The following is a 23,400-nucleotide window of genomic DNA, read 5'->3' as shown; positions in this document are numbered from 1 at the left end:
CGTCTTAATCGTCTTAATGCTCCGGCCTGCGTTTGGCGAACGACACCAACTCCGCTTCAACCCGCCTCCCGTTGCACGCGGGACAAGCCATGAGGGCCGTGACCTTCGACAAAGTGGTCGCGGACGGCAGGAACGTGATCGGTGCCGACCACAGATGGCCGCAGCAGAGGCAGAAGGCTTTGACGCTCTCGACGCCGGCGCCCATCATCTTGGCGACAGTGGGATCGTCTCCAAGCCAGATCATCGCACGCCCTCAAGAGGCCGGGTGGCTGTGTCGGGGGAGCGGGCGCGCGCAGCGGTGCCACGAATTCCTGCGCCCGATCACGCGCGATCCAGTATACCGATTCACGGAGTCCTTGGCGCTGGTGAACCCGACCGGCCTGACGGGTGAATTGGTCTGCAATCTCGCGTTTGCTGCTTCAGGATTCATGATTTTTCCGATGGCGAAAGAAAAATGGCTGCGCACCGGCCTCCGGGGAGACCGGTCAGATAAGTCGCATCGTTTCGCGGATCGTTGCCATAGACGAACGCTACGGGCAGGAAAGGTCGCCTGTCAACGCGGCGACGCGCGAAGATTGACTCCAGGTTGGATCGGGTGTTCTATTTATGTTCCGTCATGGGTGGAGCGGAATCATGTCGGGCGCGTCTGAGCAGCCATCCGTCGCCGACGCGACGGACGAGGACATCGACAAGGTCATCGCTGAGTTTGGCGGGGATCCCAGAGCGGCAATCCGAGCGCTGTTGCACGATTTGACCCAGCTTGCGCTGGACTGCGAGGCAACGGTTTCGCGCGGCTACGTTCGCGGTAGGCTGTATCCTTTTAAGATGGCTTCGGATTAGGGAAGAAGGGGCCGAGTATCCCCATGTGGCGAAGCGGTAACGCACGCTGGCAACTTAGTATCGGTCGTCGTCGCCCGGCTGGGGAGACGCTAGAGGTTGGGATGGTTTTTATAGAACTCGACCATCACGATATCGGCGGTGCGACCAAAAACTTCATCTAACGGTCTCTCCGTCCATTTCCGGATGAAGTTCAATATCGATTCGCTCGGCGCTTCCGTTTTGGTAATGGCGGCAAAATCAGCCAACTTCCTGCCCAAATCGGCGTGGTTCCGGGCGAGGCCAGATAGCCGGAAAATTTCCGCAACGCGTAGCCATGAAAGATGCTTTTCAGCCAAATGAGCGATTTCATCGTAATGATTTCGAATCAATGAAGTGCGTTCGTATTTTTCAGACATGTAAATCTTAGAAATGTATGGGGCAACTTCTGATCGTTTGTTTGTTTTGGGCAATGAGAACGAGTGCAGAATTAGGTCACACATGATCTCATTCTTGAAAACGCGTTTTCTCACGTTGCCTTCGCTGTTGCAGCGCAGATTGAACAGTCTGCACGTCAAAGGGAACTGCCGATAGGGCGGAAACGGCTCAAGCTTAGACGGCGCAACAGAAAGAACTCGCGGAGGCGGAGGGGGAGCAGGCGGCATAATTGGGCGTCAAATCTGATCGATGATCGCCAAGTCTAAGCCAGACCAGTAAAAACCCCCTGAAACTGGCGCTGCGCTGCACCGCGCGGTTTCGTCATGGTCCTTTGAGCGAACGCGGTGATACCTTGGTTCGCCTCGTCGGCTTGATTTCCACGCTTAAGCGGCTGATTTGCTTACTGCCATCGTCACCGCCGCGCATGAGATCGTTCAGCGGCGCTTCGTCATCGTCATGACAGAAAAGAGAGTCGAAGCTTCCGGCCTCTTTCAGCGCCGAGATCGGCCCCGTCCAAACGACCCGACCATCTTCGACGGCAACGACTTCGCCACGTGTTCCATATGCTGACGGACTGATCCGTACACGGTCCATGAATTGCTCTTCGAGAATCACCTAAGCCATTGCAAAATTATCAAAAATTCTCTCGCCTGACATGAGGAGTCAGCGAAATCGAGAAAAGGAGTCAAAATGCGAGAATCAGAGTCAGTCTGAGTGAGAACCGACAAAAAACAAAGATTTGGCGACCCCGACAGGATTCGAACCTGTGACCTACCGCTTAGAAGGCGGTTGCTCTATCCAGCTGAGCTACGGGGCCGAATCGCGCTCAATGCGTCCAGGGCGTCAGGCGATTGGTCTTGAAATTGTCGGAATAGGAGACGATGCGGCGCTTCGCCTCCTTCGGCTCCTCCACTCGATAAGCGATGCCGTTGCGCTGCGCATAGGCGACCGCCTCTTCCTTGGTCTCGAAGGTCAGCTTGATCTGGCTCTTCATGTCGGAGGAGGAGGTCCAGCCCATCAGCGGTTCGATGCTGCGCGGCGTTTCCGGAACATATTCCAGCCGCCAGCAGCGGGTTTTTCCCAGTCCGGATTGCGTGGCGGTTTTCGCGGGGCGGAAGATGCGAGCCGTCATCGGAGTCCTCGAAACTTGCCCGTCGGGCGACGGATTATGCAACTTCCATAGGGGACTCCGCCGGACAAAGCAAGGCGAGGCTCAGCTCTGGCGGCGCGCGCCGGCTGTCGTCACCCGCTCCAGCGCCTGCTGCGCGCTCTCGCCCTCGATCCGGGCGATATCGCCCAGCGAGACAATGCCCACCAGACGTTTGTCGCGGTTCAGCACCGGCAGCCGCCGCAGCTGCAACGCGCCCATTTTGGCGGCGGCCTCGGCAAGCTCTTCATCCTCGAAACAATATTGGACATCGGAAGTCATGACCTCGCGCACCGGCGTTTCGCAGTCCTTGCCGTCGGCCACGGCGCGCACGGCGATGTCGCGATCGGTGATCATGCCGACCAGCCGGTTGTTCTCGCCAACCGGCAGCAGGCCGGCGTCAATGTCCTTCATCGCCTTGGCGGCCTCGCGGATGCTGTGATTGGGCGCGCACACCAGCACGTCCTCGCTCATGCAGCTGCTGACTTGCATCATTTCTCTCCAGGTTGCGGGCGCGGCGCGCCCCGAGAAAAAACGCCAAAGATTTCAGTGCGTTCGAGCGCGGCATCAAAAAACGTGGCTTTAGCAGGCTGCTGAAAAAGTCCCGTTCTCATGGCCATGGTTCGAGACGGCTGCTGCGCAGCCTCCTCACCATGAGGGATTCCTTTATGCAAGTAGCCCTCAACCTGAGGAGCCCGCCTTGGCGGGCGTCTCGAAGGGCGGGGGCGGGCCACGGGTTTTTCAGCAGCCTGTTAGGGCTGGCTTGGCTTCCTTGATGTGGTCTCTTGAATCCTTATATGTTTTGCTTTCGATCAGGAGGCGTTATGGCCGTTCAAAGCCGCGAAGACCTTGCCGTGCAGGTCGATTCCGAGATCCTTCGTTCGGTCCGGGAAATTGCCAGCGCCGAAGGGCGTCAGCTTCAGGCGCTGTTTGACGAAGCCCTGTCCGATCTCGTTGAAAAGCGCAGGCGGGAACGTCCGCGCGCTCACGTGATGGCCGCCTATCAGGCCAGCCACGAGGAATTCGCGCCGCTCTACAAGAAGCTGGCCGAGTGAGGGATTTTCCGACCCTCGTCGAAGTCTTGGCGATTCACGAGGATCAAATCGCCCGCTATGGCGGCGCGACGGGCGTGCGAGACTTGGGCCTTCTCGAAGGCGCCTTGTTCCGGCCGCAGACCGGATATTACGTAGGGCTTGTTGAAGAGGCAGCCGCGCTTTGGGAAAGTCTCTCGCAAAACCATCCCTTCGTCGATGGCAACAAACGCACCGCCTTCGCCGTCATGTACACTTTTCTCGTCATCAATGGCGCCAAGCTCACCGCCAGCGCCGCTGAAACGGAGGCATTTGTCCTCGGCCTTTATCGCGCCGGCAATTTTGCCTTCGAACCGCTCCGAGCTTGGCTGAACGAAAATACTTCCAGCGCCTGAGCTCTTGACGCGCCCCCTTTCGCCCCGCCACTCTTCGCGCGAAAGGGAATCCCATGTCCAAATCCACGCCGGAGTCGCGCAAGGCCATGCGCGCGCGCACAAAACTGGTTTATGCGGGACGCGCGCCGGAGGACCAGTTCGGCTTCGTCAACACCCCGATCTATCGCGGCTCCACCGTGCTGTTTCCCGACACGGCCACGCTGGACTCCCGCGCCGGCTGCCGCTTTCGCTACGGCACCTACGGCACCCCGACCACGGAAGCGCTGGAAAAGGCCTGGAGCGAGATTTCCGGCGCCGCCGACACGGTGCTCGCGCCGTCCGGCCTCGCCGCCTGCTGCCTCGCCCTGCTGACCGCGCTGTCGAGCGGCGACCATGTGCTGGTCACCGACTCCGCCTATGGCCCGACCCGCAGTTTTTGCGAACAATTTTTGACCCGCATGGGCATCGAGACCACTTTTTATGATCCGCTGGTGGGCGCGGACATTGCAAAACTGTTCAAGCCGAACACCCGGGCCGTGCTGGTCGAGGCGCCGGGCTCGCAAAGCTTCGAGATGCAGGACATTCCGGCCATTGCGGCCATCGCGCATGAACGCGACGCCTGCGTGATCATGGACAACACCTGGGCGACGCCTTTGTTCTTCCCGGCCCATGAGCGCGGCGTCGATCTCTCCGCCGACGCCGGCACCAAATATCTGTCCGGCCATTCCGACCTGCTGCTGGGCCTCGTCTCCGCCAATGCGAAATGGGCGAAGCGCCTGCGCACGACCTTTCAGCAATTTTCCAATTGCGCCGGGCCGGAGGACGCCTGGCTGGCGCTGCGCGGCTTGCGCACCATGGAATTGCGCCTGCGCGAAGCGGAGCGGCAGGGCCTGGAGCTCGCCCGCTGGCTCGAAACCCGCCCGGAAGTCTCGCGCGTCCTGCATCCCGCGCTCGAAAGTTTTCCAGGGCACGCCATCTGGAAACGCGATTTCCTAGGATCAACCGGCCTGTTCTCGGTGATTTTGAAGCCGGCGTCGGAACAGGCGGTCGCCGCCATGCTCGACGGCCTGGAATTGTTCGGCCTGGGCTACAGCTGGGGCGGCTTCGAAAGCCTGGTCATCCCCTTCGATTGCTCCAGCTATCGCGCCGCCAGCGTCTGGGCGCCGGAAGGCCCGGCGCTGCGCTTTTCCGTCGGTTTTGAGGACATTGAGGACCTCAAGGACGATCTTGAACAAGGTTTTGCGCGCTTGCGCGGCGGCGGCGAGCTCTGAGCGTCCGCGCCCTCGGCCACAACGAGTCCGGCGCGACGGTGAAGACGATGTTCCGCCGCGCGAAAGCCAGCGCGACCAGATGCGCGCTGGCGAAGCCGATCAGCGCGCCGGCGCAGACGTCGCTGGGATAATGCGAGCTGACGATGATCCTTGACGCCAGCACCGGCAGCGCGAAGATCAGCAGCAGCGGCGCGGTCCAGCGTGGCTGGATGAAGCCGAGCGCGGCGGTGGTGGCGAAAGCGGTGATCGTGTGCCCCGAGGGAAAGCTCGCCATGATCCCGGTGGTCGAGAACATTTCGAAATAATAGGGGCCGACCTTGTCCAGCAGCGGCGGCCGGGCGCGCCCGATCACATGCTTGATCGCCTGCGAAACCAGCCCCGAAACCGTCAGCACAGTCAGGACATAGAACGCCTGCCCGGCCACAAGCCCGTAAGTGGCCCGGGAAAAGCGGGTCACGGCTTTGGCGCGGGCGAAAAATGCGCCCGCGAGCGCCAGGATGGACAGCGCGAACAGCCAGTTGGATTCGCCGAAACGGGTGACGACGCGAAAAACCTCGACGGTCTCGCGGGGCAGGGCGCGGGCCCCGCGCGCCGCGCTCACATCGAAGGTCACGCTGACGGCGGCGATCGCCAACACCGCGAAGGCCGTCAAGCCCAGCGCCCGCGGCCAGAGCGGGGCGGCCGGCGGAACGCGGCGGCGCCAATGGGCGCGCAGATCGAGAAGGTCGGCGCGAAACTGCGCGGCGAGATCGGGAGACGAGCGCAAAAAGCATCCTGGGTCGCGGGGAATGGGAGGATTGGATATAAAGGAACGCGCGCCACAGGCCAAGCGAGGCCGGTTTGAGCGCGAGCCGCCCCCTTCACGCCGCGGGCTTTTTGGGCTAGGCACGCCCCCAAACTCCTTTCAAGGCCGGGAAGACATGCACGCCTATCGCACACACACTTGCGGTGAACTCCGCGAAACGCACATCGGCCAGAAAGCCCGCCTCTCCGGCTGGTGCCACCGCATCCGCGACTTCGGCGGCGTGCTGTTCATCGACCTGCGCGACCACTATGGAATCACCCAATGCGTCATCGACCCGGATTCGCCCGGTTTTAAAACGGCCGAAGCCTTCCGCTCCGAATGGGTGGTGCGCCTCGACGGCGACGTCCGCCGCCGCCCGACCATGGACGGCAAGAGCACGGACAATGACGAACTGGCGACCGGCAAGATCGAGGTTTACGTTCGCGACGTCGAGGTTTTGGGCCCGGCCGGCGAACTGCCGCTCCCGGTGTTCGGCGACCAGGATTATCCGGAAGAGACGCGTCTGAAATATCGGTTCCTGGACCTGCGCCGCGAGCGAATCCACAACAACATCATGCTGCGCGGCCAGGTGGTCGATTTCATGCGCACCAGCATGAAGGGCGCCGGCTTCAACGAATTCCAGACGCCGATCCTGACGGCCTCCTCCCCCGAAGGCGCCCGCGACTTCCTCGTCCCCTCGCGCATCCACCCCGGCAAATTCTACGCGCTTCCGCAGGCCCCGCAGCAATATAAGCAGCTGCTGATGATGGCGGGCTTCGACCGCTATTTCCAGATCGCCCCCTGCTTCCGCGACGAGGACCCGCGCGCCGACCGTCTGCCCGGCGAGTTCTACCAGCTCGACCTCGAAATGAGTTTTGTCACGCAGGACGACGTTTTCGCCGCGATGGAGCCGATCATCACCGGCATTTTCGAGAAATTCGGCAAGGGCAAGCCGGTCACCAAAAACTGGCCGCGCATTCCCTATGCCGAGGCCATGCGCAAATACGGCTCCGACAAGCCGGATCTCCGCAACCCCATCATCATGCAGGAAGTCTCAGAGCATTTCCGCGGCTCCGGCTTCAAGATTTTCGCCCGCCTGCTGGAAACCGCGAAAAACGAGGTCTGGGCCATTCCGGCGCCGACCGGCGGCCAGCGCACTTTTGCGGATCGCATGAACTCTTGGGCGCAGTCGGAGGGCCAACCGGGCCTCGGCTACATCCTGTTCTTCGACCGCGCCAAGGACGAGACCACGCAGAAGGAAAACCCCGGCGCGACGGGAGTCGGCGGGCGCGGCCCGCTCGCCAACAACATTGGGCCGGAGCGCGTCGAGGCGATCCGCACCCAGCTCGGCCTCAACGCCGGCGACGCCGCCTTCTTCGTCGCAGGCGATCCGGAAAAGTTTGCGAAATTCGCCGGCCTCGCGCGCACAAAAGTCGCGGAAGACCTCAATCTCGTCGATAAGGACCGGTTCGAACTGGCCTGGATCGTCGACTTCCCGATGTACGAGTACAATGAGGAAGACAAGAAGGTCGATTTCGGCCACAACCCCTTCTCGATGCCGCAAGGCGGTCTGGAAGCCTTGAACACCCAGGACCCGCTGACGATCAAGGCGTTCCAGTACGACATCGCCTGCAATGGTTTTGAGATCGCCTCGGGCGGCATCCGCAACCACCGCCCTGAGGCCATGGTCAAGGCGTTCGAAATCGCCGGCTATGGCGAGGAGACGGTGGTGGAGCGGTTCGGCGGCATGTACCGCGCCTTCCAGTATGGCGCGCCGCCCCATGGCGGCATGGCGGCGGGCGTAGACCGCATCATCATGCTGCTGGCGGGCGAACAGAATCTGCGCGAAGTCGCGCTGTTCCCGATGAACCAGCGCGCCGAGGACATTTTGATGGGCGCGCCGTCACCGGCGACGCCCAAGCAGCTTCGCGAACTGCACATGCGGGTGAACATCGACGCCAAGGCCTGAAAACGGCCGTCATGCCCGGGCTTGTCCCGGGCATCCACGCCGGGACATCGCTTCGACGCTGTAGAATTGGACGGACCGCGCCGCGCTCCTGGCGGGCCCGCCGCCTTCCATGCCGGCGTGGATGGCCGGGACAAGCCCGGCCATGACGACATTATGGTGTTTGAATCGTCGGATGTTCGCGCATCTGTGGGCCCGACAGTTCCATCCAGTCCCCGCGCTCAATCCGCGCTGGGCAACCGCCGCATCGTAAACTCGATCTGCCCGTCCGAAAGTTCGCGCCAGCTTTCGATCTCGGTCATATAGGCGGCTTTCGGGAAATCGTTGAAAAACTCCCGGGCCTTTTCGCGCGCCATCTCGCGCGGCAGGGTGAAGGAATCGCGCCGCCAGCCGTCGGCCGGCCGCCGTTCGCCGGCGGGCTTCAAGCGCCGCGCCAGCCGTTCGGCCAGTTCGCCCGGAGTTTTGTTGCGGATCGCCATGGCCCTGCTTTCGATACCCTGAACAGAAGCTTGCAGCCGGATGCGTTAATTTTCATCCTGCGCTAACGATCCCGACGCGTCCAGCGGGAATCTTCGCCCATTTCGCAGGCCTGTTCGATCAATTGCGCCACGATTTGCGGGTCGGTGGGAAATCCCGCGCGAATCCATAGAGCTTGCAGGACTTTAAGCGCCGCGCCCAGCGCCGGACCTTTGGGAATGCCGCGCGCGAAAAAATCCGCGGCGCGGAACGGCGGGGTGGGCGGCGGCGTGTCGCGCAGAAACGCTTGCGCGCGCATAAAATCCAAATCCTGCGGCGAAATCCCGGCCTCGGCGCGAATCAGCTCAAGCCCGTCGCGCGCGCCCGCGGGCCCGAAATGGAACAGGGCTTCACGCAATGACGCAGGGGAGGGCGCCTCGCGCGCCCCATGCCAAAACGCATTTGCCCGCGCGGCGCCCAACAGCCGCTGCTTCTGCGCATTGGACAGTCGCAGGGCCGCACCCAAAAGCTCGGCGTCGCCTTCGCTGAACAAAGCAAGCGCCGCCAGTCCCAACAAGCCGTCGCCCGGGGCGTGCAAATTCTTCAGCCGCGCCGGCCATGGCGCGCCGCCGAGATAGGCGAACAGGCCCGCGCCCGCCATGGCCTCCGCCACGAAAGCCGCGCGCGGCGCCGCCAAAAGCTTGAGTGTTTCCGCCCCCAACCGCTCCCGCGAAAGACTTTTCAAGCCGTCGCGCAAGGCGACACAGGCCGCGAAGCCCGCAGCGTCGAGCCCCGCGCCATAGCGCGCGGAAAAACGGAAAAACCGCAGGATGCGCAAAAAATCCTCGGCGATGCGCCGGCGCGGCTCCCCGATAAAGCGCACGCGACGCGCGTCAAGATCGGCGCGACCGCCCACGGGATCGTGCAGCCCCCCGCGCGCGTCGAGCGACAGCGCATTCAGGGTAAAATCCCGCCGCTCCGCATCGGCGGCAAAATCCCTGCCGAACCGCACCTTTGCGCGGCGCCCGTCGGTTTCGACATCCTCGCGCAGCGTGGTCACTTCAAACGGCGCGCCATCGATGACCACGGTGACGGTGCCGTGCTCGATTCCGGTGGGAACAACCTTCAAACCCGCTTTTTTCGCGCGCGAAACATTCACTTCGGGCAAAGCGGTGGAGGCGAGGTCGATGTCGCCGATGGGCTCGCCCAACAGCACATTGCGCACGGCGCCGCCGACAATGCGCAATTCCTCGCCCCCGCCGTCCAGCGCGGCAAAAATGCGGGCGACGCCGGGACGCTCCAGCAGCCCCAAAAGCCTTTCCGCATCGGTCATTGGAAATGGCCCGGCACGAGCCGCCCGTTTTCGACATGGGCGGGTGTGTACGCCCCCTGTTCCGAGCCGGACATGCCGGCATAGACAAGACCGCCGATGGCGAGCGCCAGCCCCGCCAAGGTGAGCCATGACAGCGCCCCGCGCGACCATGACGCCGCGATCAGCGGATGGCGCGCGCGAAAAATCAGCAGAGCGACGTAAAGCGCGAAGGGCGTGAGAAACAGTCCAAGAGCTTCCAAAAGGGCGCGCGACATCGCCTCATTCCATATTTGGCGCCGAAGCGCTCATTTGCAGGTGATATTATAGCCGATCCCCGGCCGCAGCGAGGCGGCCATATGCGCCACCAGCTTGTCGTATTTCGCCTTGTCCTGCGCCGGATATTCGATGGAAATGTTGTTCCAGACCTGATCGCCGCAGGAGAGCAGCGCCTTGCGGTAGAAAATCCTGTCGCCGCGGGTTCCGGAGAGCACCACCCAATTCGCCCTCTTGGCGGAATAGGCGACGGTCTCGCCCTCGTCGGCCTCGGCCTTGCGAGCCATTTCCTCCTCGCGGGAATCCAGGGCGAAATGGCCGTAAATGCTGACGGAAGCGTCGCCATCGGGCGAGGCGAAACGTCGCCCGTCATTGTTTTCGGGCTCGGGCTCCATTGTCCAACCGGCGGGATAATCCGCGGTCGGGCCGAAGCGGTCATTGTGGTAGCTGCGCCAGCTGTCCGCCAGCGCCGGCCCCGCCAGCAAAACCAGGGCGAGGGCGAAACGCGCCGCCATGGTCAAGCCTCCCCGGAATAAAGCCGCTCATAGAGATTGCGGATCATGCCCGCCGTCGCGCCCCAGATATAGCGATCTTCCCAGGGCATGGCGAAGAACTGGCGCTGCTTGCCCTGCCACATTTTTTTGTGGCGCTGATGGTTGGCGGGGTCCATCAAAAATTCCAGCGGCGTCTCAAAGACGTCCTCCACCTCCGTGCGGTCCGGCGTCAGGTCAAGCGGCGGTTTGATCAGCCCAAGCACCGGGAACACGCGAAAGCCGGTGGAGGTCTGGTAAGGATCGAAACAGCCCAAAATCTCGACGCGGTCGCGGCTCAGGCCGATCTCCTCCTCGGCCTCGCGCAAGGCGGCCTCGAGCGGCGATTCCCCCGCCTCGATTTTCCCCCCGGGAAAAGCGATCTGGCCGGAATGGTCGCGCAAGCTCGCCGCGCGCTGGGTCAGCAGCATAAACGCCCTGTCGCCGCGCAAAACGACGGGCGCGAGCACGGCGGCGGGCCGGGCCGGCGCGAACAAGGCCGCTTCCGCCGCGCTGAGCGGCTGGTTGAGCCGATGATCGCCGTTCTCCAGCCGCGCGCGCGGATCAAAATCCGAGTCCGGCCAGCCCTCGCGCAAGTGTTCGCGGGCGCGGGCGAAAAAATCAGGGACGGAAAACATCATGAAAAATCCGGGAGCTCGTCCATGGACGCCATAGGGAAAAACGTCCCCGCCGACCACACGCCGAAAAAACCGTCGCGCTCGGTCCCCCAGGCGGCGAGATCGTAAAACAGCGCGCGCTTGACCAGAGCCCAGAGCTCCGCCCGCACCAATACATAAGGTTTGAGCCCGCCGCTGTCGCCCGGCTCGAACCGCAGCGGATTCTTTGCCGAAACCTCCACCCACTCCTCGACATTGGTGCGAAGCTTCAGCACCTGCGCCTCACCCTCGCCCTCGCGTAAAAACTCGACCCCCAAAAAGGGCGCGTCCTCGACCACAATGCCGACCCGTTCGACGGGGGTGACCAGCACGTAGCGCTCGGGGTCTTTTCGCAGGATCGACGAAAAAAGTTTAACCAGCGCCGGCCGCCCGATCGGCGTGCGATTATAAAACCACGTGCCGTCGCGGGCGATGCGCATGTCGATTTCCCCGCAATAGGGTGGGTTCCAGAGGTGCACGGGGGCCGGGCCGCGCTCGGGAAACACCTGCTCAAGGCCGCGCAGGGCGCCTGTCATTGTCGAACCAAACCTTCTTTGCAAAGCATGGCAAACCTATATTGTTGGTCCGGTCGCGACAATCAGCCGCAATGAGGGGAAACTTTTCGCATGAATCTACCCGCCGGCCTGACCGCAAGCCAGATGGAGCAGAAGGCGCAGGACGCGCTGGACAAACTCGCCGCCGCCCGCGCCGCCGTCGCCGAGCAGATTTTTGGCCAGGACGAGGTGGTGGAAGAAGCCCTCGCCGCCATCCTGTCCGGCGGCCACGCGCTGTTCGTCGGCGCGCCGGGCCTCGCCAAGACGCGGCTGGTCGACACATTGGGCAAGGTTTTGGGCCTGCACGCTGCGCGCGTGCAATTCACGCCCGACCTGATGCCGAGCGACATTCTGGGCTCCGAAGTTCTGGAGGAGGGGCAGGGCGGCAAGCGCGCCTTCCGCTTCATCAAGGGGCCGATCTTCGCGCAATTGCTGATGGCCGACGAAATCAACCGCGCCAGCCCGCGCACCCAGTCGGCGCTTCTGCAAGCCATGCAGGAATATCACGTCAGCATCGCCGGCGAACGCTTTGATTTGCCGCGCCCATTCCACGTGCTGGCCACGCAAAACCCCCTTGAACAAGAGGGAACGTATCCGCTGCCCGAAGCGCAGCTCGACCGCTTTTTGCTGCAAATCGACGTGGATTACCCCGACCGCGCCGCCGAAAAGCGCATTCTGATCGAAACCACCGGCGCCGCGCGCAAGGAGCCGCGCGAGGTTCTCGACGCGCACGGCCTGATGGAGATCCAGGAACTGGTGCGCCTGATGCCGGTCGGCGAATCCGTGGTCGACAACATTTTGGACATCGTCCGCGCCGCCCGCCCCGGCGAGGGACCGGAGGAGCTGACCAAGAACATTTCCTGGGGACCTGGGCCGCGCGCCTCGCAAGCGCTGATGCTGGCGGTGCGCGCCCGCGCGCTTTTGCGCGGTCGGCTCGCGCCGAGCAAGGCCGACGTGGTCGCCTTGGCTTCGCCGGTGCTGAAACACCGCATGGCGCTGAATTACGCGGCCCGCGCAGACGGCGACACCGTGCCCGCCGCCATCCAGCGCCTGCTGCAAAGATTCGCCTGATGGGGGAGGCTGGTTTCGGGCTGGCGCCGTCTTCGGGGTTTCAGCCGCGCCAAAGCGTTCGTCCCGACGCCGCCAAGCAGCATGCGGCGGTCGATCTGGCGCGGCGCTTGCCGGGCCTGATCCTTTCCGCGCGCCATGCCGCGGCCTCCATCGCCGCCGGCCTGCATGGCCGCCGTCGCGCGGGCATGGGCGAAAACTTTTGGCAGTTCCGCCCCTTCATCTCCGGCGAGGCCGCGCAGAATGTCGATTGGCGCCGCTCCGGCCGCGACGATCGCCTCTATGTGCGCGAGCGCGAGTGGGAAGCGGCGCAGGTGCTGTGGCTATGGGCCGACCTGTCGCCGTCGATGAATTTTCGCTCGCAGCTCGCGCAGGACACCAAGGCCGACCGCGCCCTGGTCCTGGCCCTCGCCTTGGCCGACGCCTGCGTGCGCGGCGGCGAGCGCGCGGGATGGCTCGGCCTGACCCCGCTGTTTTCGTCCGCAAACGTCATTGAGCGGCTGGCGCTGGCGCTGGTCGCCCAGGCGCGTCGCGCGCATGACGTGTTCGCCGATCTGCCGCCGCCTGCGCGGGTGCGTCCGCGTGAAAAAGTCGCGCTGATCGGCGATTTCCTCGTCGACCCCCATGAATTCGACGCGAACTTGGCCCGCCTGTCGGCGCAGGGCGTGAGCGGTTGCGCTTTGATGGTGTTCGATCCCGTCGAAGAAACCTTTCCGTTCGCCGGCCAGACCGAGTTTTTCGATGACGCCGGCGCAAAACTGCGCGCCGGCCGCGCCGAGGATTTTGCCGTCATTTACGGAGAGAAACTGCAAAGCCATCGCGCGGCGCTGGCGGATGCCGCGCGCACGCGCGGCTTCGCCTTCGCCCTGCACGCCACCGACCGCCCCGCGACGGAAGCGCTGTTGCGCCTGCGCGCCGGATTGGAGGCGCGATGAGCTGGGTGTTCGCCTCGCCCTGGATTCTGCTGGCGCTCGCCGGCCTTCCCGCTCTGTATGTCCTGCTGCGGGTGACGCCGCCGCCGCCCAAACAAGTCGCCTTTCCGCCGCTGCGGCTGATCCTCGACGAGCGTCGCGACGACGCCACCCCCGCGCGCACGCCCTGGTGGCTGCTGCTGCTGCGCATGGCCCTCGCCGCGCTGATCGTGCTGGCCATGGCCGGTCCGAGCCTCGTCCCCTCCGGCGCCAGCGCGGGCAGGGGCCCTCTGTTGCTGCTGATCGACAATTTTTGGACCGCCGCGCCCGATTGGGCGGCCCGCCAAGCGGCGGCGGCCAAATTGTTGGACGACGCGGCGCGGGAAAACCGGCCCGCCGCCGTGCTCGGCCTCGCGGAAAAACCGTTTGTCGCCCTGGAAGACCCAGGCGCGGCTCTGGCCCGCCTGCGCGCGCTTGCGCCTCGCCCCTGGCTTCCCTCTCGTGCGCAAAACCTGCCGGCCATCGAAGCTTTTTTGCGCGAACATGGCGGCGAAGCCGCCTGGCTGAGCGACGGCCAGCAGAACGCCGACGGCCGCGCCTTCGCCGAAAAACTTTCGGCTCTCGCCCCCGGCGCCGCGATCCTCACCGGCGACCGGCCGCCCCGCGCGCTCACGGGCGCCCGCAACGCCTCGGAGGCGCTCGAAATCGACGTGTTGCGCGCACAAAATGGCGCGCCGGAGGGTTTGGTGCGCGCCTTCGACGCGCATGGCGCGGCGCTCGGCGACGCCCCCTTCAGTTTTGGCTCGGAAGACCACGCCGTCGCGCGCCTCACCCTGCCGCTGCAATTGCGCAATGACGTCGCCCGCCTCGCGCTGGTGGGCGAGGCCTCGGCCGGCGGCGTCTTCCTGCTCGATTCCGGCGCGCGCCGCCGCCGCGTCGGCCTGATCGGCGGCGCCAAGGCCGACCAGCCGCTGCTGTCGCCGCTCTATTATTTGCGCAAGGCGCTGGCCCCCTATGCCGACCTGCGCGAGGAAAAGCCGGGCGAACCCGACCCGATCGGCCGCATCATCGGCGAAGGCGCCGATGTCCTCGTCCTCGCCGACATGACGCTCGCCCCTGACGCCCGCGAAAAGCTGAAGAAGTTTTTGGACGCGGGCGGCACGATCGTCCGCTTCGCCGGGCCGCGCCTCGCTAGCGCTCCCGACGACCTGCTTCCGGTCAAATTGCGGCGGGGCGGGCGCACCCTGGGCGGCGCGCTGTCCTGGGACAAGCCCAAAACCCTGGCCCCGTTCGACGAAACCTCCCCCTTCGCCAGCCTGACCCCGCCGACCGACGCCAATGTCTCCCGGCAAATATTGGCTGAGCCGGAGCCCGGCCTGCCGCAAAAAACCTGGGCGCGTCTCGCGGACGGCACGCCGCTGGTGACGGCGGAGCCGCGCGGCGCGGGGACGCTGGTCCTGTTCCATATTGCGGCGGAAACCTCCTGGTCGAACCTGCCGCTGTCAGGCCTGTTCGTCGACATGCTGAAGAAGATTCTCGCCCGCGCCGGCGCGGTCGGGCCGGCGAACGAGGCCCAGGCCGAAGGCCTGCTGCCGGTGCTGAAAAACCTCGACGGTTTCGGCGTGCTCGGCCCGCCCTCGGCGGAGGCCCGCGCGCTGCCCAAGGGGGATGTCACGCCCGACGCCGAACATCCGCCCGGCTATTACGGCGCGCAAGAAGCCCCCCGCGCCCTCAACACATTTGCGGATGGGGCCTTCAAGCCTCTGGATATTTCCGGCCTGAACCTGCGCCCGCAAAATTTCGCCGCGCCGCGCGCCGTCGACCTGCGCGGTCCGCTGCTGCTCGCTGCGGCGCTGCTCGCCCTGGCCGACGCCTTCGCGTCCTTCTGGATGGGCGGCGCGTGGCGGCGACAGGCGGCGCCGGCCGCCCTCGCCCTGCTGTTCGCGCTGGCGCCGCCGCCCGCGCAAGCGCAGCAGGGCCGAGTTGGCCCACAAAACAGCGACAAATGGTTCGCCCCGGCGCTCAACACCTCGCTCGCCTATGTCGTCACCGGCGACGCCCATGCCGACCGCATCAGCGCGCAGGGCTTGAAATCGCTGTCGGACACGCTGTCGCAACGCACCTCCTTCAATCCGGGACCGCCGCGCGCCGTCGATCCCGCCCGCGACGAACTCGCCTTCTATCCGATGCTCTACTGGCCGGTGTCGGCCGATGCGCCGCAGCCCAGCGCCCAGGTCGCGCAAAAGATCGCCGCCTATATGAAGCAGGGCGGCCTGGTCCTGTTCGACACACGCGACGCCGGCCAGCAATATGGCGGCGAAAGCACCCCGGCGCAGGACTGGCTCAAGAGCTTCTTGCAGAAGCTCGACCCGCCGCCGCTCGCCCCCGCGCCCAAGAATCACGTGATCTACCGCACCTTCTATCTGCTCGACGGCCTCGCCGGACGCTCCGAAAACGGCCCGACCTATATTGAAGCCTTGCCGGCGGAGACCGAGGGCGAAAAGGCTCCGGCGCGCGCGGGCGACGGCGTGTCGCCGCTGATCATCGCCTCGACCGATCTCGCGGCGGGCTGGGCCAGCGACCAGTGGGGCGAGGCGCTCTATCCCGCCGGCTCCGACGCGATCCGCACCCACGAATTGGCGCTGCGCGGCGGGGTCAATGTCGTCATGTACACGCTCACCGGCAATTACAAGGCGGATCAGGTGCATGTGCCTGAGCTGCTGGAAAGGCTGGGCCAATGAGCTACGGCCTGTCCTTTGCGCCGCTGGCGCCGCTGTGGGCGCTCGCCCTTCTGGCCGTGGCGGCGGTCGCGCTCACTGGCCTGCTGATCTGGCGGCGCCGGCGCGGCGCGGTTTTGCGCGGCCTCGCTTTGGCCGCCTTGCTGTTCGCTTTGTCCGGCCCGGCGCTGGTGGAGGAGCAGCGCGAGCCGCTTCGGGATGTGGTGGCCGTGGTGCTCGACCGCTCCGCCTCGCAAAATTTCGAAAACCGCGCCGCGCAGACGGAAAACGCCAAGAAGGCGCTCGAATCCGCGCTGCAAAAACTCGGCAATGTCGACATCAAGGTGATCGAAGCCGGCGATGCCCCGGACGGGGAGGGGACGCGGCTGTTCACCGCCCTCGACAATGGCCTCGCCGATCTGCCGGCGGAGCGCCTCGCCGGCGTGTTCATGATCACCGACGGGATCGTCCACGACATCCCCGCAGCGCCGCGGGTCAAGGCGCCGATTCATGCGCTGGTCACCGGCCACGATGGCGAGCGCGACCGCCGCATCGTCCTCAAGGAGGCCCCCCGGTACGGCCTGATCGGCAAGGACGTCATCTTCACGCTCCAGGTCGAGGAGAGCAACGGGCCGGGGGAACCGGTCGAGGTGACAGTGAAGCGCGACGGCGTGTTCGTCACCCGCGTGCTGGCCAAGCCGGGCCGCGACATCAAAGTCCCGGTAAAACTTGAACATGGCGGCGCCAATGTTTTGGAATTCGACGCGGCCACGCTGCCGGATGAGCTGACCAACATCAACAACAAGGCGGTGGCCTCGGTCGAGGGCGTGCGCGACCATCTCAAAGTGTTGCTGGTGTCGGGGGAGCCCAATCCCGGCGAGCGCGCCTGGCGCAACCTTTTGAAAGCCGACGCCAATGTCGATCTGGTGCATTTCACCATCCTGCGGCCGCCGGAAAAGATCGACGGCACGCCGGTGCGCGAACTCGCGCTGATCGCCTTTCCTACCGCCGAGCTGTTCGGGCAAAAAATCAACGAATTCGACCTGATCCTGTTCGACCGCTATTCCAACATGGGCCTGCTGCCGCCGATCTATTTTGATAACATCGTCAATTACGTGCGGCGTGGCGGCGCCTTCGCCATCGTCGCCGGCCCGAATTTTTCGCGCGGCGACGGCCTGTTCTACACGCCCATCGGCCGGCTCAGCCCGGCGCGGCCGACCGGCCAAATTTTTGAGGCGCCGTTCCGCGCCAGCCTGTCGGAGATCGGCGGCCGCCATCCGGTGACGCGAGGCCTCCCCGGCGCCGCGCAAAAACCGCCGGCCTGGAGCGAATGGTTCCGCCAGGAGCAATCCGAAGTTTTGCGCGGGGCCGCCGTGTTGCAGGGCGCGAATGACGCGCCCTTGCTGGTCCTGTCGCGCGAGGGCAAGGGCCGCGTCGCCCTGCTGCTCAGCGACCAGCTCTGGCTGTGGGCGCGCGGGTTCCAGGGCGGCGGCCCCTATGAGGAGCTGATGCGGCGCACCTCGCATTGGCTGATGAAGGAGCCGGACCTCGAAGAAGAGGTGTTGCGCGGCCGCGTCGCCGGCGGCGATTTGCTCATCGAGCGCCAGACCCTTGCAGCACAGACCGGCCCGGTCCATGTCACCGCGCCTTCCGGCGCGGAGAGCGATTTGACCCTGGAGCCAAGTGAACCCGGCCTGTTCAAGGGAAAAATCGCGCGGCCCGAACTCGGCCTCTACCGGCTGAGCCAGGGCGAGCTGACCGCCCTGGTCCCGGTCGGCCCGGAAAACCCGCTGGAATATCGCGAGCTCGTGTCGACGACGGAAAAACTGCGACCGCTCGCCGAGGCCACGGGCGGCTCGTCGCGCCGCATCGGCCAAGCCGGAACCGATGCGGTCAAACTCCCCCGCCTCGTCGCGCTGAGCGACAGCCCTTCTTACGCCGGCGCCGACTTTGTGGCGATTCGCCGCACCGGAGCGAGCGTCGCGCGCGGCCTGTCGCTGACCCCCCTCGCGGTCGGGCTCGCCGGCCTGCTCGTCTTGCTCGGACTCGTCGTCATCGCCTGGGCCTGGGAGGGACGCGGCGGCCGCGTGCTCTCCAAAAAATGACACGTCCTGCGGAAAACACGCGCCAAATGCGCGTTTTGCCGCCCATCTTTCCTTAACGGAAGGGCCCTAACGTTTCGATCTGAACTTTTGGTTTCGAGTGTTTCGTCATGTCGGGCGATGTCTTTGCTTATGCCGGCAATCTTGCCTTTCTCGCGCTGTTCGGCGCTCTCGGCCTTGCCGTGCGCAATTTTGCGCGCGACAAGCTGGAGAGCGCGCCCAAGCCGAAATCCAAGGCCAAGCCCACGCCAAAGGCCAAGCCCAAGCCCAAGCCCAAGCCCAAGAACAAGCCGGACATCGAGCCGCATTGTTATGCTTCGGCCGACCGGGTGGCGCGCGTTCTGGCGCCGCGGCGGCTCGAGCGCCGCATCGATATGCGCCCCGTTCCGTTCGAGCGCCGTCTCGGCTATCCCGAGGCTGCGGGCGGCGAAGCGTCCGATGTCCCCTGTCAGGAGGAAAAAGAGGAAAACGCAGGCGTGGTCGCCCGCCTCGTTCCGCAAATTCCGATCCGTCGCGACGCGCCGGCGCGCAGCTGGTTCGGCGGCGCCCCCGAAATGCCGGCCGCCATGCCCTGGCCGAAATTCTCCGGCAAGCGCGGCCTGTTCCTGGCGCAAATCTGCTGCGCCGATCTGCCGGAGGGACTGTGGAACGGACGCGGACCGCGAAAAGGCTGGCTCGCCTTCTTCCTCGACCCCAACGACGGCGCCGAAGTGCGGGCGCTGCATTTCGCCGAGCGCGCCGCGCCCCGGCCGGCCCCGGCGCCCGGCGCCTGCTGCACATGGCCGCTATCCGGCGTTTTGGCGGGCGACGCCGATGCGCCCCGCCGCGTCGACGCTTTCCCCCGCTGGCCCCTGGACATTGTTGCGGTCGGTCCCGGCGACCCCGACCCGCTCGCGCCGGGCGACGCCCATGCGGCGCGCAACCGCCTGTTCCGCGAAGGCTTCGATCTCGCCGCGCCCGAACATCACCCGTTCAGCTGGGCGTCCGCCCTCGCCCTGACCGATTTTGCGCTTGCCGCCATGGCGCGGCGCAAGACGCTGATCAAGGCGGCGCTGCCGGACGTTGAAAAGCAGCTCGCCCGCGCCCGCAAGCAGATCGAGCTCGGCGGCATGACCCAGGCGATGCTCGCCGAAATGGAGCGCAAAGCCGAGGATCTGCCCAAACTCGTCGACGGCTGGAAGGCGGCGGTCGCCGCGGTGGACGCGGCGTCGGAACAGCTGCGCGCCATCGCCGCGGATGTGCGCGCCCGCGCGGAAACGGAAGATTTTTCGGAAGAGACGGCGGCGGCGCTGATGGAGCGGCTGCGGAAGATCGAACTCATCCATGTCGAGCGCGCGCCCGACCCCGAGAGCGGCGCCGAACAGGCGCGCCTCATCCGCTTCGCCCTCACCGAACATCGCCCTGACGCCGCGCTGTTCGCCCATGATTACGAACTGTTGCGCGAGGATTGGGCCAAACACGCCTATTGCGCCCATCATCCCCTGCCGCAGGCGCAGCGCGCCTATTTCGAGGCGCGCTGGCGCAAGCTGGCGGCGCATGAAATCTGCGGCCTGGGGCATGCGCCGTTCCGCGGCCTTCCCGGCTTCGACCCCGAGACCCAGGCGGTGCTGGTCGAATTTGTCTCCAGCGCGCTGCTGAAATGGCGTTTTGGAAACGACGGGACGCTGGCGGCGACCATCGACCAGGGCGCGCTCGCCCAGGGCGATCTGACGCGGCTGCGCTCGCAGATTTCGGAATAAGCAGGGCCCGCGCTCAGGCTCAGTGGGCGCGGCGCGGCTGCGCGGCGTCGATCTGGCGCAACGAGCGCAAGGCCGTCTCCAGGCTCCAGCGCGACAGGCAAAGCGTATCATAGAGGGCGTCGACCTTGCCGGCGTCAGCCGGCTCCTCGTTCGAGCCCTCGGGGTTCGCGCCATTGGCCTGCGAGAATTCGGCCAGCGCGAAGAGAACTTCGTAAAGCGCTTGCTCGACATGCTGTTCCATTTGGTCCTCCGCTGGCCCTCTCCTGGGCCAGGCGAACATGAGGGATCGGCATGCGTGGCGATAGGTTAACGGGGTTACGGGAGGGTGATCGGCAAATGCGGCAAGTGTTGCAGCGTGTTGCGCCGATCAGCGCTCCGCCGCCAAGACCTTGGCCGCGCGCAGGCCGGGAAGCAGCCGCGCCTTGACGGGTTCGGCGAGGCCCATCCGGTCGAGGGCGGAGCCGATGTCGGCGGCGATTCCCGGGAAATTGCGCCGCAGCTCCGCGAAGGGATCGCGGGCGCAATCGGCGTCGGCGCCGCACAGGCTGAGTTGCAGGATCAGCGCCAGCGGCCGTTCGGAGGCGCCGGGGCGCGCCAGCAATTGCGCCGCCTCGCGTTTTTCGCCGCGCAATTCGTGGCCGAGCGCGGCGGCCCCGAGCGCGGCGGCATATTCGCCGGGCAGATTGGCCAGGGGAGTCAGCAAGGCCATGCCGGCCTCGACCTCGCCGCGCACCACATAGGCCGTGCCGATCACGCGGGCGAACAGCGTCGAATTGTCGTTGAGCGCCAGGGCGCCGCGGGCGGCGGAAAACGCTTCCTCATAACGTCCCGCGGCGAAGGCCGTGATGAAACGGGCGAAATAGGAGCGGGCGCGCCGAGGCGCGAGATCGAAGGCCTCCTTCGCCAGCTTTTCGGCGCGGGCCAGAGCGGCCTCCCGCTCGCTCTCCAGCGGCGCGTAGATGTAATAATAGACCAGCGCGATCGCCAGCATGGCGCGAGCGTCATCGTCGCGGGGATTGGCGGCGACGGCGATCTCCAGACATTCGCGCGCCACCCGCATGCGGTCGGTGCTTTGCGTCTTCAGGAAGGTGAAGGCGGTGAGCGTGCAGTTGAAACCGCGCGGCATGCCGTCGAATTTATTGAGCAGCCGCAGGGCGTCCACGTCGATCACGCCATAGGCGTCGCCAAGCCGCTGCGTCAGTTCGCGGGCCTGCCGGGCGATGGCGCCGGCGCCCTCGGGCAGGGGGAGTTGCTCGGCCCAGACGATGGTCCGGTCGCTAAGGCGCACGAGTTCGGCGACATAGCTCTTCTCCAGCGGCCTGAGGGCGAGGGCATAGGCGTTGACGGTCGCGGGATCGGCGTCGGGTTTCCTCAGGATGACAGTGTCGAGGGCGCTGAAGTCGACTTCCAGCGCCTGCGCGACTTCCGTCAGGGTTTTGGGGGCGTCCTCGGCGCGTTCGATCCGCAGGCTGGGGATCGGCGGGGCGTTGGCGCTGCTGGCGCCGGGCGGGGAGGCCGGTTCGGTCATCAGCCCGAACAGGGCGAAAAGGAAAATCGACAGCGCGAGCCCCACGGCGCCGGCGTAACGCCGCAGCGAGCGGTCCGGCGCGGCGGCGGGGGCGGCGGCGGCCTCGGCCGCAGGGCCGCCGGCGACAGGCGCGCTCACATAGACAAAGACGGGCTTGTAGGTTCCGCGCGTGAGTTGGATGCGCACCGGACTGTCCGCGCCCGGACCCTCGTACCAGGCGTCCAGAAGCCGCCGCAGCCGCAGCGCCTGCACGCGAACGGCGGAATCGAGCCGGGCGTCGAAATCATCCTTCCGCTCCAGCGCCTGGGTGGCGATGGTGAAGGCTTTCAGGCGGTCGCCGCGCCCCTCCAGCGTCTCCTCGACGACGAATTTGAGGAAGCTGGACGCCCCTGGATTCTTCGCGAAGTCCGGCGACGCGAGCAGTCGCGCCAGTTCAGCCTCGATTTCTGAGCGGTCCGGCTGCCGTGTGCTCATGGGGAATTCCGCAATCGCCTTCAAAAATAGCCAAGGTCAGGCCAAGCGGCAACCCACGCCGCGCGGCGCGGTTTTTCGGAGGGGCCGTCAGGCTGCTTCTCTAAATATTACAATATATTTTAACTCACCCCGAGGCGCTCGCCTTGGCGGGCGTCTCAAGCAGCAGTTCACGGGCTTCAGCCCGAGGTCACCAGCCCGCGTCGCGCCTCGCCGGCGCCCGGCTGCAAATCGTAAAACAGGATGCGGCCGGGATCGACCGGGCCGGGAAACACGAATTGTCCCCAGGAGGCGCGGACAAATCCGAGGCGCTCGTAGAACGGGGGATCGCCGACCAGCAGGACGAGCGCGTGCCCCGCGGCCTTGGCGGCCTCCAGCGATCTCTGCGCCAGGGCCTCGCCCACGCCCCGGGCGCGAAACGGCTCCTCCACGGTCAGCGGGCCGAGCAGCAGCGCCGGCGCGCCGCCGACGGCGATCCGGGTCAGGGTGCAGGCGCCCACCAGCATGCCGCCGATGCGGGCGATGGTGGACAGCGACAGTTCGGGCGCGACCCCCTCGCGCAGGCGATAGGCGGTCTTGGCGAACCGTCCGGGGCCGAAGGCGCGCTCCTCCAGTTTCTGGATAGCGTGCAGGTCGGCGGGGGTCTGCAGGGCGAAGGCGAGCGACAATTCGGTCATGAAGGGGGTTTACCCGATCCGACGCAAAAAACAACGCCGGCCATCCCATCGTGATGACCGGCGTCGAAGGCATGCGATGCCGAGGGCTTACTTGGAGCCGTCAGCCTTGAACTGGGACAGATAGGCCCAGACGTTGTCGCGGTCAGCTTCGTTCGGCAGGCCCGGGAAGGTCATCTTGGTGCCGGGAACGACCTTCTGCGGCGCGGTGATATATTCCTTGAACTTGGCTTCGGACCAGGTGATGCCGGAATTCTTGTTGGCGTCCGAATAGGCGTAGCCTTCGACCGAGCCGCTGTGGCGGCCGTTCAGGCCGTTGAGTTCGGGGCCGACGCCGTTCTTGGCGCCCGGGCCGACCTTGTGGCAGGCGGCGCATTTCGTGAACACCTTCTGCCCCGCCTCGGGGTCGCCGGCGGCGAAAGCCGAGGAAGAGGCGAGGGCGAGGACGGCCGCGGCCGACAAAGCGTGAACGAGTTTCATACGTGTTTCCTTCCTAGTTCGGGCGCGCCGAGCGCCCCGGTCGGCGCGAAACGACCGTCAGTGACCTGCCTGGATTTCCAGCGCAGCCATTAAATAAGACGA

The 23,400-nt window shown here is 65.5% G+C and carries 26 protein-coding genes and 1 tRNA gene; 10 read left to right on the top strand and 17 right to left on the bottom strand.

Features of this window, described 5'->3' with window-relative positions:
- Window positions 1-13: 13 nt before the first annotated feature.
- The gene (locus M2320_RS01635) at window positions 14-244 is read right to left on the bottom strand and encodes a hypothetical protein (RefSeq protein WP_264595801.1); all 231 of its coding nucleotides are present in this window, start codon (window positions 242-244) and stop codon (window positions 14-16) included.
- Between the two features lie 389 nt (window positions 245-633).
- Between M2320_RS01635 and M2320_RS01630 the strand changes: the two genes are divergently transcribed.
- Window positions 634-840, top strand: coding sequence for a hypothetical protein (locus M2320_RS01630; protein WP_264595800.1), 207 nt, complete (start codon window positions 634-636; stop codon window positions 838-840).
- An 89-nt stretch (window positions 841-929) separates the two neighbouring features.
- On the opposite strand, the gene M2320_RS01625 is transcribed toward M2320_RS01630, so the two are convergent.
- The 5 genes from M2320_RS01625 to M2320_RS01605 all read right to left on the bottom strand — a co-directional run bounded on the left by M2320_RS01625 (window position 930) and on the right by M2320_RS01605 (window position 2,893).
- The gene (locus tag M2320_RS01625) at window positions 930-1,235 is read right to left on the bottom strand and encodes a hypothetical protein (RefSeq protein ID WP_264595799.1); all 306 of its coding nucleotides are present in this window, start codon (window positions 1,233-1,235) and stop codon (window positions 930-932) included.
- A 340-nt stretch (window positions 1,236-1,575) separates the two neighbouring features.
- Window positions 1,576-1,848 (bottom strand): hypothetical protein, encoded by a 273-nt coding sequence (locus tag M2320_RS01620; RefSeq protein WP_264595798.1) that lies wholly within the window; start codon window positions 1,846-1,848, stop codon window positions 1,576-1,578.
- A 146-nt stretch (window positions 1,849-1,994) separates the two neighbouring features.
- Window positions 1,995-2,071 (bottom strand) — tRNA-Arg (locus tag M2320_RS01615).
- Between the two features lie 9 nt (window positions 2,072-2,080).
- Window positions 2,081-2,386, bottom strand: a complete 306-nt coding sequence (locus M2320_RS01610; protein WP_184427400.1) for an ETC complex I subunit — start codon at window positions 2,384-2,386, stop codon at window positions 2,081-2,083.
- A gap of 81 nt (window positions 2,387-2,467) precedes the next feature.
- Complete coding sequence (locus M2320_RS01605) at window positions 2,468-2,893, bottom strand: CBS domain-containing protein (protein WP_264595797.1); 426 nt, start codon at window positions 2,891-2,893, stop codon at window positions 2,468-2,470.
- A 332-nt stretch (window positions 2,894-3,225) separates the two neighbouring features.
- On the opposite strand from M2320_RS01605, the gene M2320_RS01600 reads away from it, so the two are divergent.
- Genes M2320_RS01600 through metC form a run of 3 tightly spaced genes read left to right on the top strand, consistent with a single transcriptional unit; the run spans window position 3,226 to window position 5,077 of the window.
- The gene (locus M2320_RS01600) at window positions 3,226-3,456 is read left to right on the top strand and encodes a hypothetical protein (RefSeq protein WP_264595796.1); all 231 of its coding nucleotides are present in this window, start codon (window positions 3,226-3,228) and stop codon (window positions 3,454-3,456) included.
- Complete coding sequence (locus M2320_RS01595) at window positions 3,453-3,827, top strand: type II toxin-antitoxin system death-on-curing family toxin (RefSeq protein WP_264595795.1); 375 nt, start codon at window positions 3,453-3,455, stop codon at window positions 3,825-3,827. Before M2320_RS01600 ends, M2320_RS01595 begins: the two co-directional genes overlap by 4 nt.
- 53 nt (window positions 3,828-3,880) lie before the next feature.
- Window positions 3,881-5,077, top strand: a complete 1,197-nt coding sequence (gene metC, locus M2320_RS01590; RefSeq protein WP_264595794.1) for a cystathionine beta-lyase — start codon at window positions 3,881-3,883, stop codon at window positions 5,075-5,077.
- On the opposite strand, the gene M2320_RS01585 is transcribed toward metC, so the two are convergent.
- Window positions 5,022-5,843 (bottom strand): phosphatase PAP2 family protein, encoded by an 822-nt coding sequence (locus M2320_RS01585; RefSeq protein WP_264595793.1) that lies wholly within the window; start codon window positions 5,841-5,843, stop codon window positions 5,022-5,024. The genes metC and M2320_RS01585 overlap by 56 nt on opposite strands.
- Before the next feature lie 154 nt (window positions 5,844-5,997).
- Here M2320_RS01585 and aspS point away from each other — a divergent pair, with 154 nt between their 5' ends.
- Window positions 5,998-7,830: an aspartate--tRNA ligase gene (gene aspS, locus M2320_RS01580; RefSeq protein ID WP_264595792.1), complete on the top strand. Its 1,833-nt coding sequence runs from the start codon at window positions 5,998-6,000 to the stop codon at window positions 7,828-7,830.
- 218 nt (window positions 7,831-8,048) lie between these two features.
- Here the strand turns inward: aspS and M2320_RS01575 are convergent, their stop codons facing one another.
- The 6 genes from M2320_RS01575 to M2320_RS01550 all read right to left on the bottom strand — a co-directional run bounded on the left by M2320_RS01575 (window position 8,049) and on the right by M2320_RS01550 (window position 11,590).
- The gene (locus tag M2320_RS01575) at window positions 8,049-8,306 is read right to left on the bottom strand and encodes a hypothetical protein (RefSeq protein ID WP_264595791.1); all 258 of its coding nucleotides are present in this window, start codon (window positions 8,304-8,306) and stop codon (window positions 8,049-8,051) included.
- 62 nt (window positions 8,307-8,368) lie between these two features.
- Window positions 8,369-9,616 (bottom strand): CCA tRNA nucleotidyltransferase, encoded by a 1,248-nt coding sequence (locus tag M2320_RS01570; protein WP_264595790.1) that lies wholly within the window; start codon window positions 9,614-9,616, stop codon window positions 8,369-8,371.
- Window positions 9,613-9,870 carry a DUF6111 family protein gene (locus tag M2320_RS01565; RefSeq protein ID WP_264595789.1) on the bottom strand — a complete coding sequence of 86 codons (258 nt, stop codon included), beginning with the start codon at window positions 9,868-9,870 and terminating at the stop codon, window positions 9,613-9,615. Before M2320_RS01565 ends, M2320_RS01570 begins: the two co-directional genes overlap by 4 nt.
- 30 nt (window positions 9,871-9,900) lie before the next feature.
- Window positions 9,901-10,383: a hypothetical protein gene (locus M2320_RS01560; protein WP_264595788.1), complete on the bottom strand. Its 483-nt coding sequence runs from the start codon at window positions 10,381-10,383 to the stop codon at window positions 9,901-9,903.
- 2 nt (window positions 10,384-10,385) lie between these two features.
- A complete protein-coding gene (locus M2320_RS01555) occupies window positions 10,386-11,036 on the bottom strand; it encodes a CoA pyrophosphatase (RefSeq protein WP_425540644.1) in 651 nt (216 codons plus the stop codon).
- A complete protein-coding gene (locus M2320_RS01550; RefSeq protein WP_264595786.1) occupies window positions 11,036-11,590 on the bottom strand; it encodes a DUF1285 domain-containing protein in 555 nt (184 codons plus the stop codon). Before M2320_RS01550 ends, M2320_RS01555 begins: the two co-directional genes overlap by 1 nt.
- A gap of 90 nt (window positions 11,591-11,680) precedes the next feature.
- On the opposite strand from M2320_RS01550, the gene M2320_RS01545 reads away from it, so the two are divergent.
- The 5 genes from M2320_RS01545 (at window position 11,681) to M2320_RS01525 (ending at window position 20,145) form a co-directional block, all read left to right on the top strand.
- Window positions 11,681-12,679 (top strand): AAA family ATPase, encoded by a 999-nt coding sequence (locus M2320_RS01545; RefSeq protein ID WP_264595785.1) that lies wholly within the window; start codon window positions 11,681-11,683, stop codon window positions 12,677-12,679.
- A complete protein-coding gene (locus tag M2320_RS01540) occupies window positions 12,679-13,611 on the top strand; it encodes a DUF58 domain-containing protein (RefSeq protein WP_264595784.1) in 933 nt (310 codons plus the stop codon). The genes M2320_RS01545 and M2320_RS01540 overlap by 1 nt, the downstream gene beginning before the upstream one ends.
- Window positions 13,608-16,328 (top strand): DUF4159 domain-containing protein, encoded by a 2,721-nt coding sequence (locus tag M2320_RS01535; protein ID WP_264595783.1) that lies wholly within the window; start codon window positions 13,608-13,610, stop codon window positions 16,326-16,328. Before M2320_RS01540 ends, M2320_RS01535 begins: the two co-directional genes overlap by 4 nt.
- Window positions 16,325-18,409, top strand: a complete 2,085-nt coding sequence (locus M2320_RS01530) for a hypothetical protein (RefSeq protein ID WP_264595782.1) — start codon at window positions 16,325-16,327, stop codon at window positions 18,407-18,409. Before M2320_RS01535 ends, M2320_RS01530 begins: the two co-directional genes overlap by 4 nt.
- 107 nt (window positions 18,410-18,516) lie before the next feature.
- Window positions 18,517-20,145, top strand: coding sequence for a YwqG family protein (locus M2320_RS01525; protein WP_264595781.1), 1,629 nt, complete (start codon window positions 18,517-18,519; stop codon window positions 20,143-20,145).
- 19 nt (window positions 20,146-20,164) lie between these two features.
- On the opposite strand, the gene M2320_RS01520 is transcribed toward M2320_RS01525, so the two are convergent.
- From M2320_RS01520 to M2320_RS01505, 4 genes are all read right to left on the bottom strand, one after another.
- A complete protein-coding gene (locus M2320_RS01520) occupies window positions 20,165-20,386 on the bottom strand; it encodes a hypothetical protein (protein WP_264595780.1) in 222 nt (73 codons plus the stop codon).
- A 126-nt stretch (window positions 20,387-20,512) separates the two neighbouring features.
- On the bottom strand, window positions 20,513-22,147 hold the full coding sequence (locus M2320_RS01515) for a hypothetical protein (RefSeq protein WP_264595779.1): 1,635 nt from the start codon (window positions 22,145-22,147) through the stop codon (window positions 20,513-20,515).
- Between the two features lie 176 nt (window positions 22,148-22,323).
- On the bottom strand, window positions 22,324-22,821 hold the full coding sequence (locus tag M2320_RS01510) for a GNAT family N-acetyltransferase (RefSeq protein WP_264595778.1): 498 nt from the start codon (window positions 22,819-22,821) through the stop codon (window positions 22,324-22,326).
- Window positions 22,822-22,908: 87 nt separating this feature from the next.
- Window positions 22,909-23,298 carry a c-type cytochrome gene (locus tag M2320_RS01505; protein WP_184427380.1) on the bottom strand — a complete coding sequence of 130 codons (390 nt, stop codon included), beginning with the start codon at window positions 23,296-23,298 and terminating at the stop codon, window positions 22,909-22,911.
- Window positions 23,299-23,400: the final 102 nt, after the last annotated feature.

Source organism: Rhodoblastus acidophilus (genome assembly GCF_025961575.1).
Classification (GTDB): Bacteria; Pseudomonadota; Alphaproteobacteria; order Rhizobiales; family Beijerinckiaceae; genus Rhodoblastus; species Rhodoblastus acidophilus_C.
Note: the sequence above shows the minus strand (reverse complement) of the source record. Positions and strands in the feature narration are given on the sequence as shown.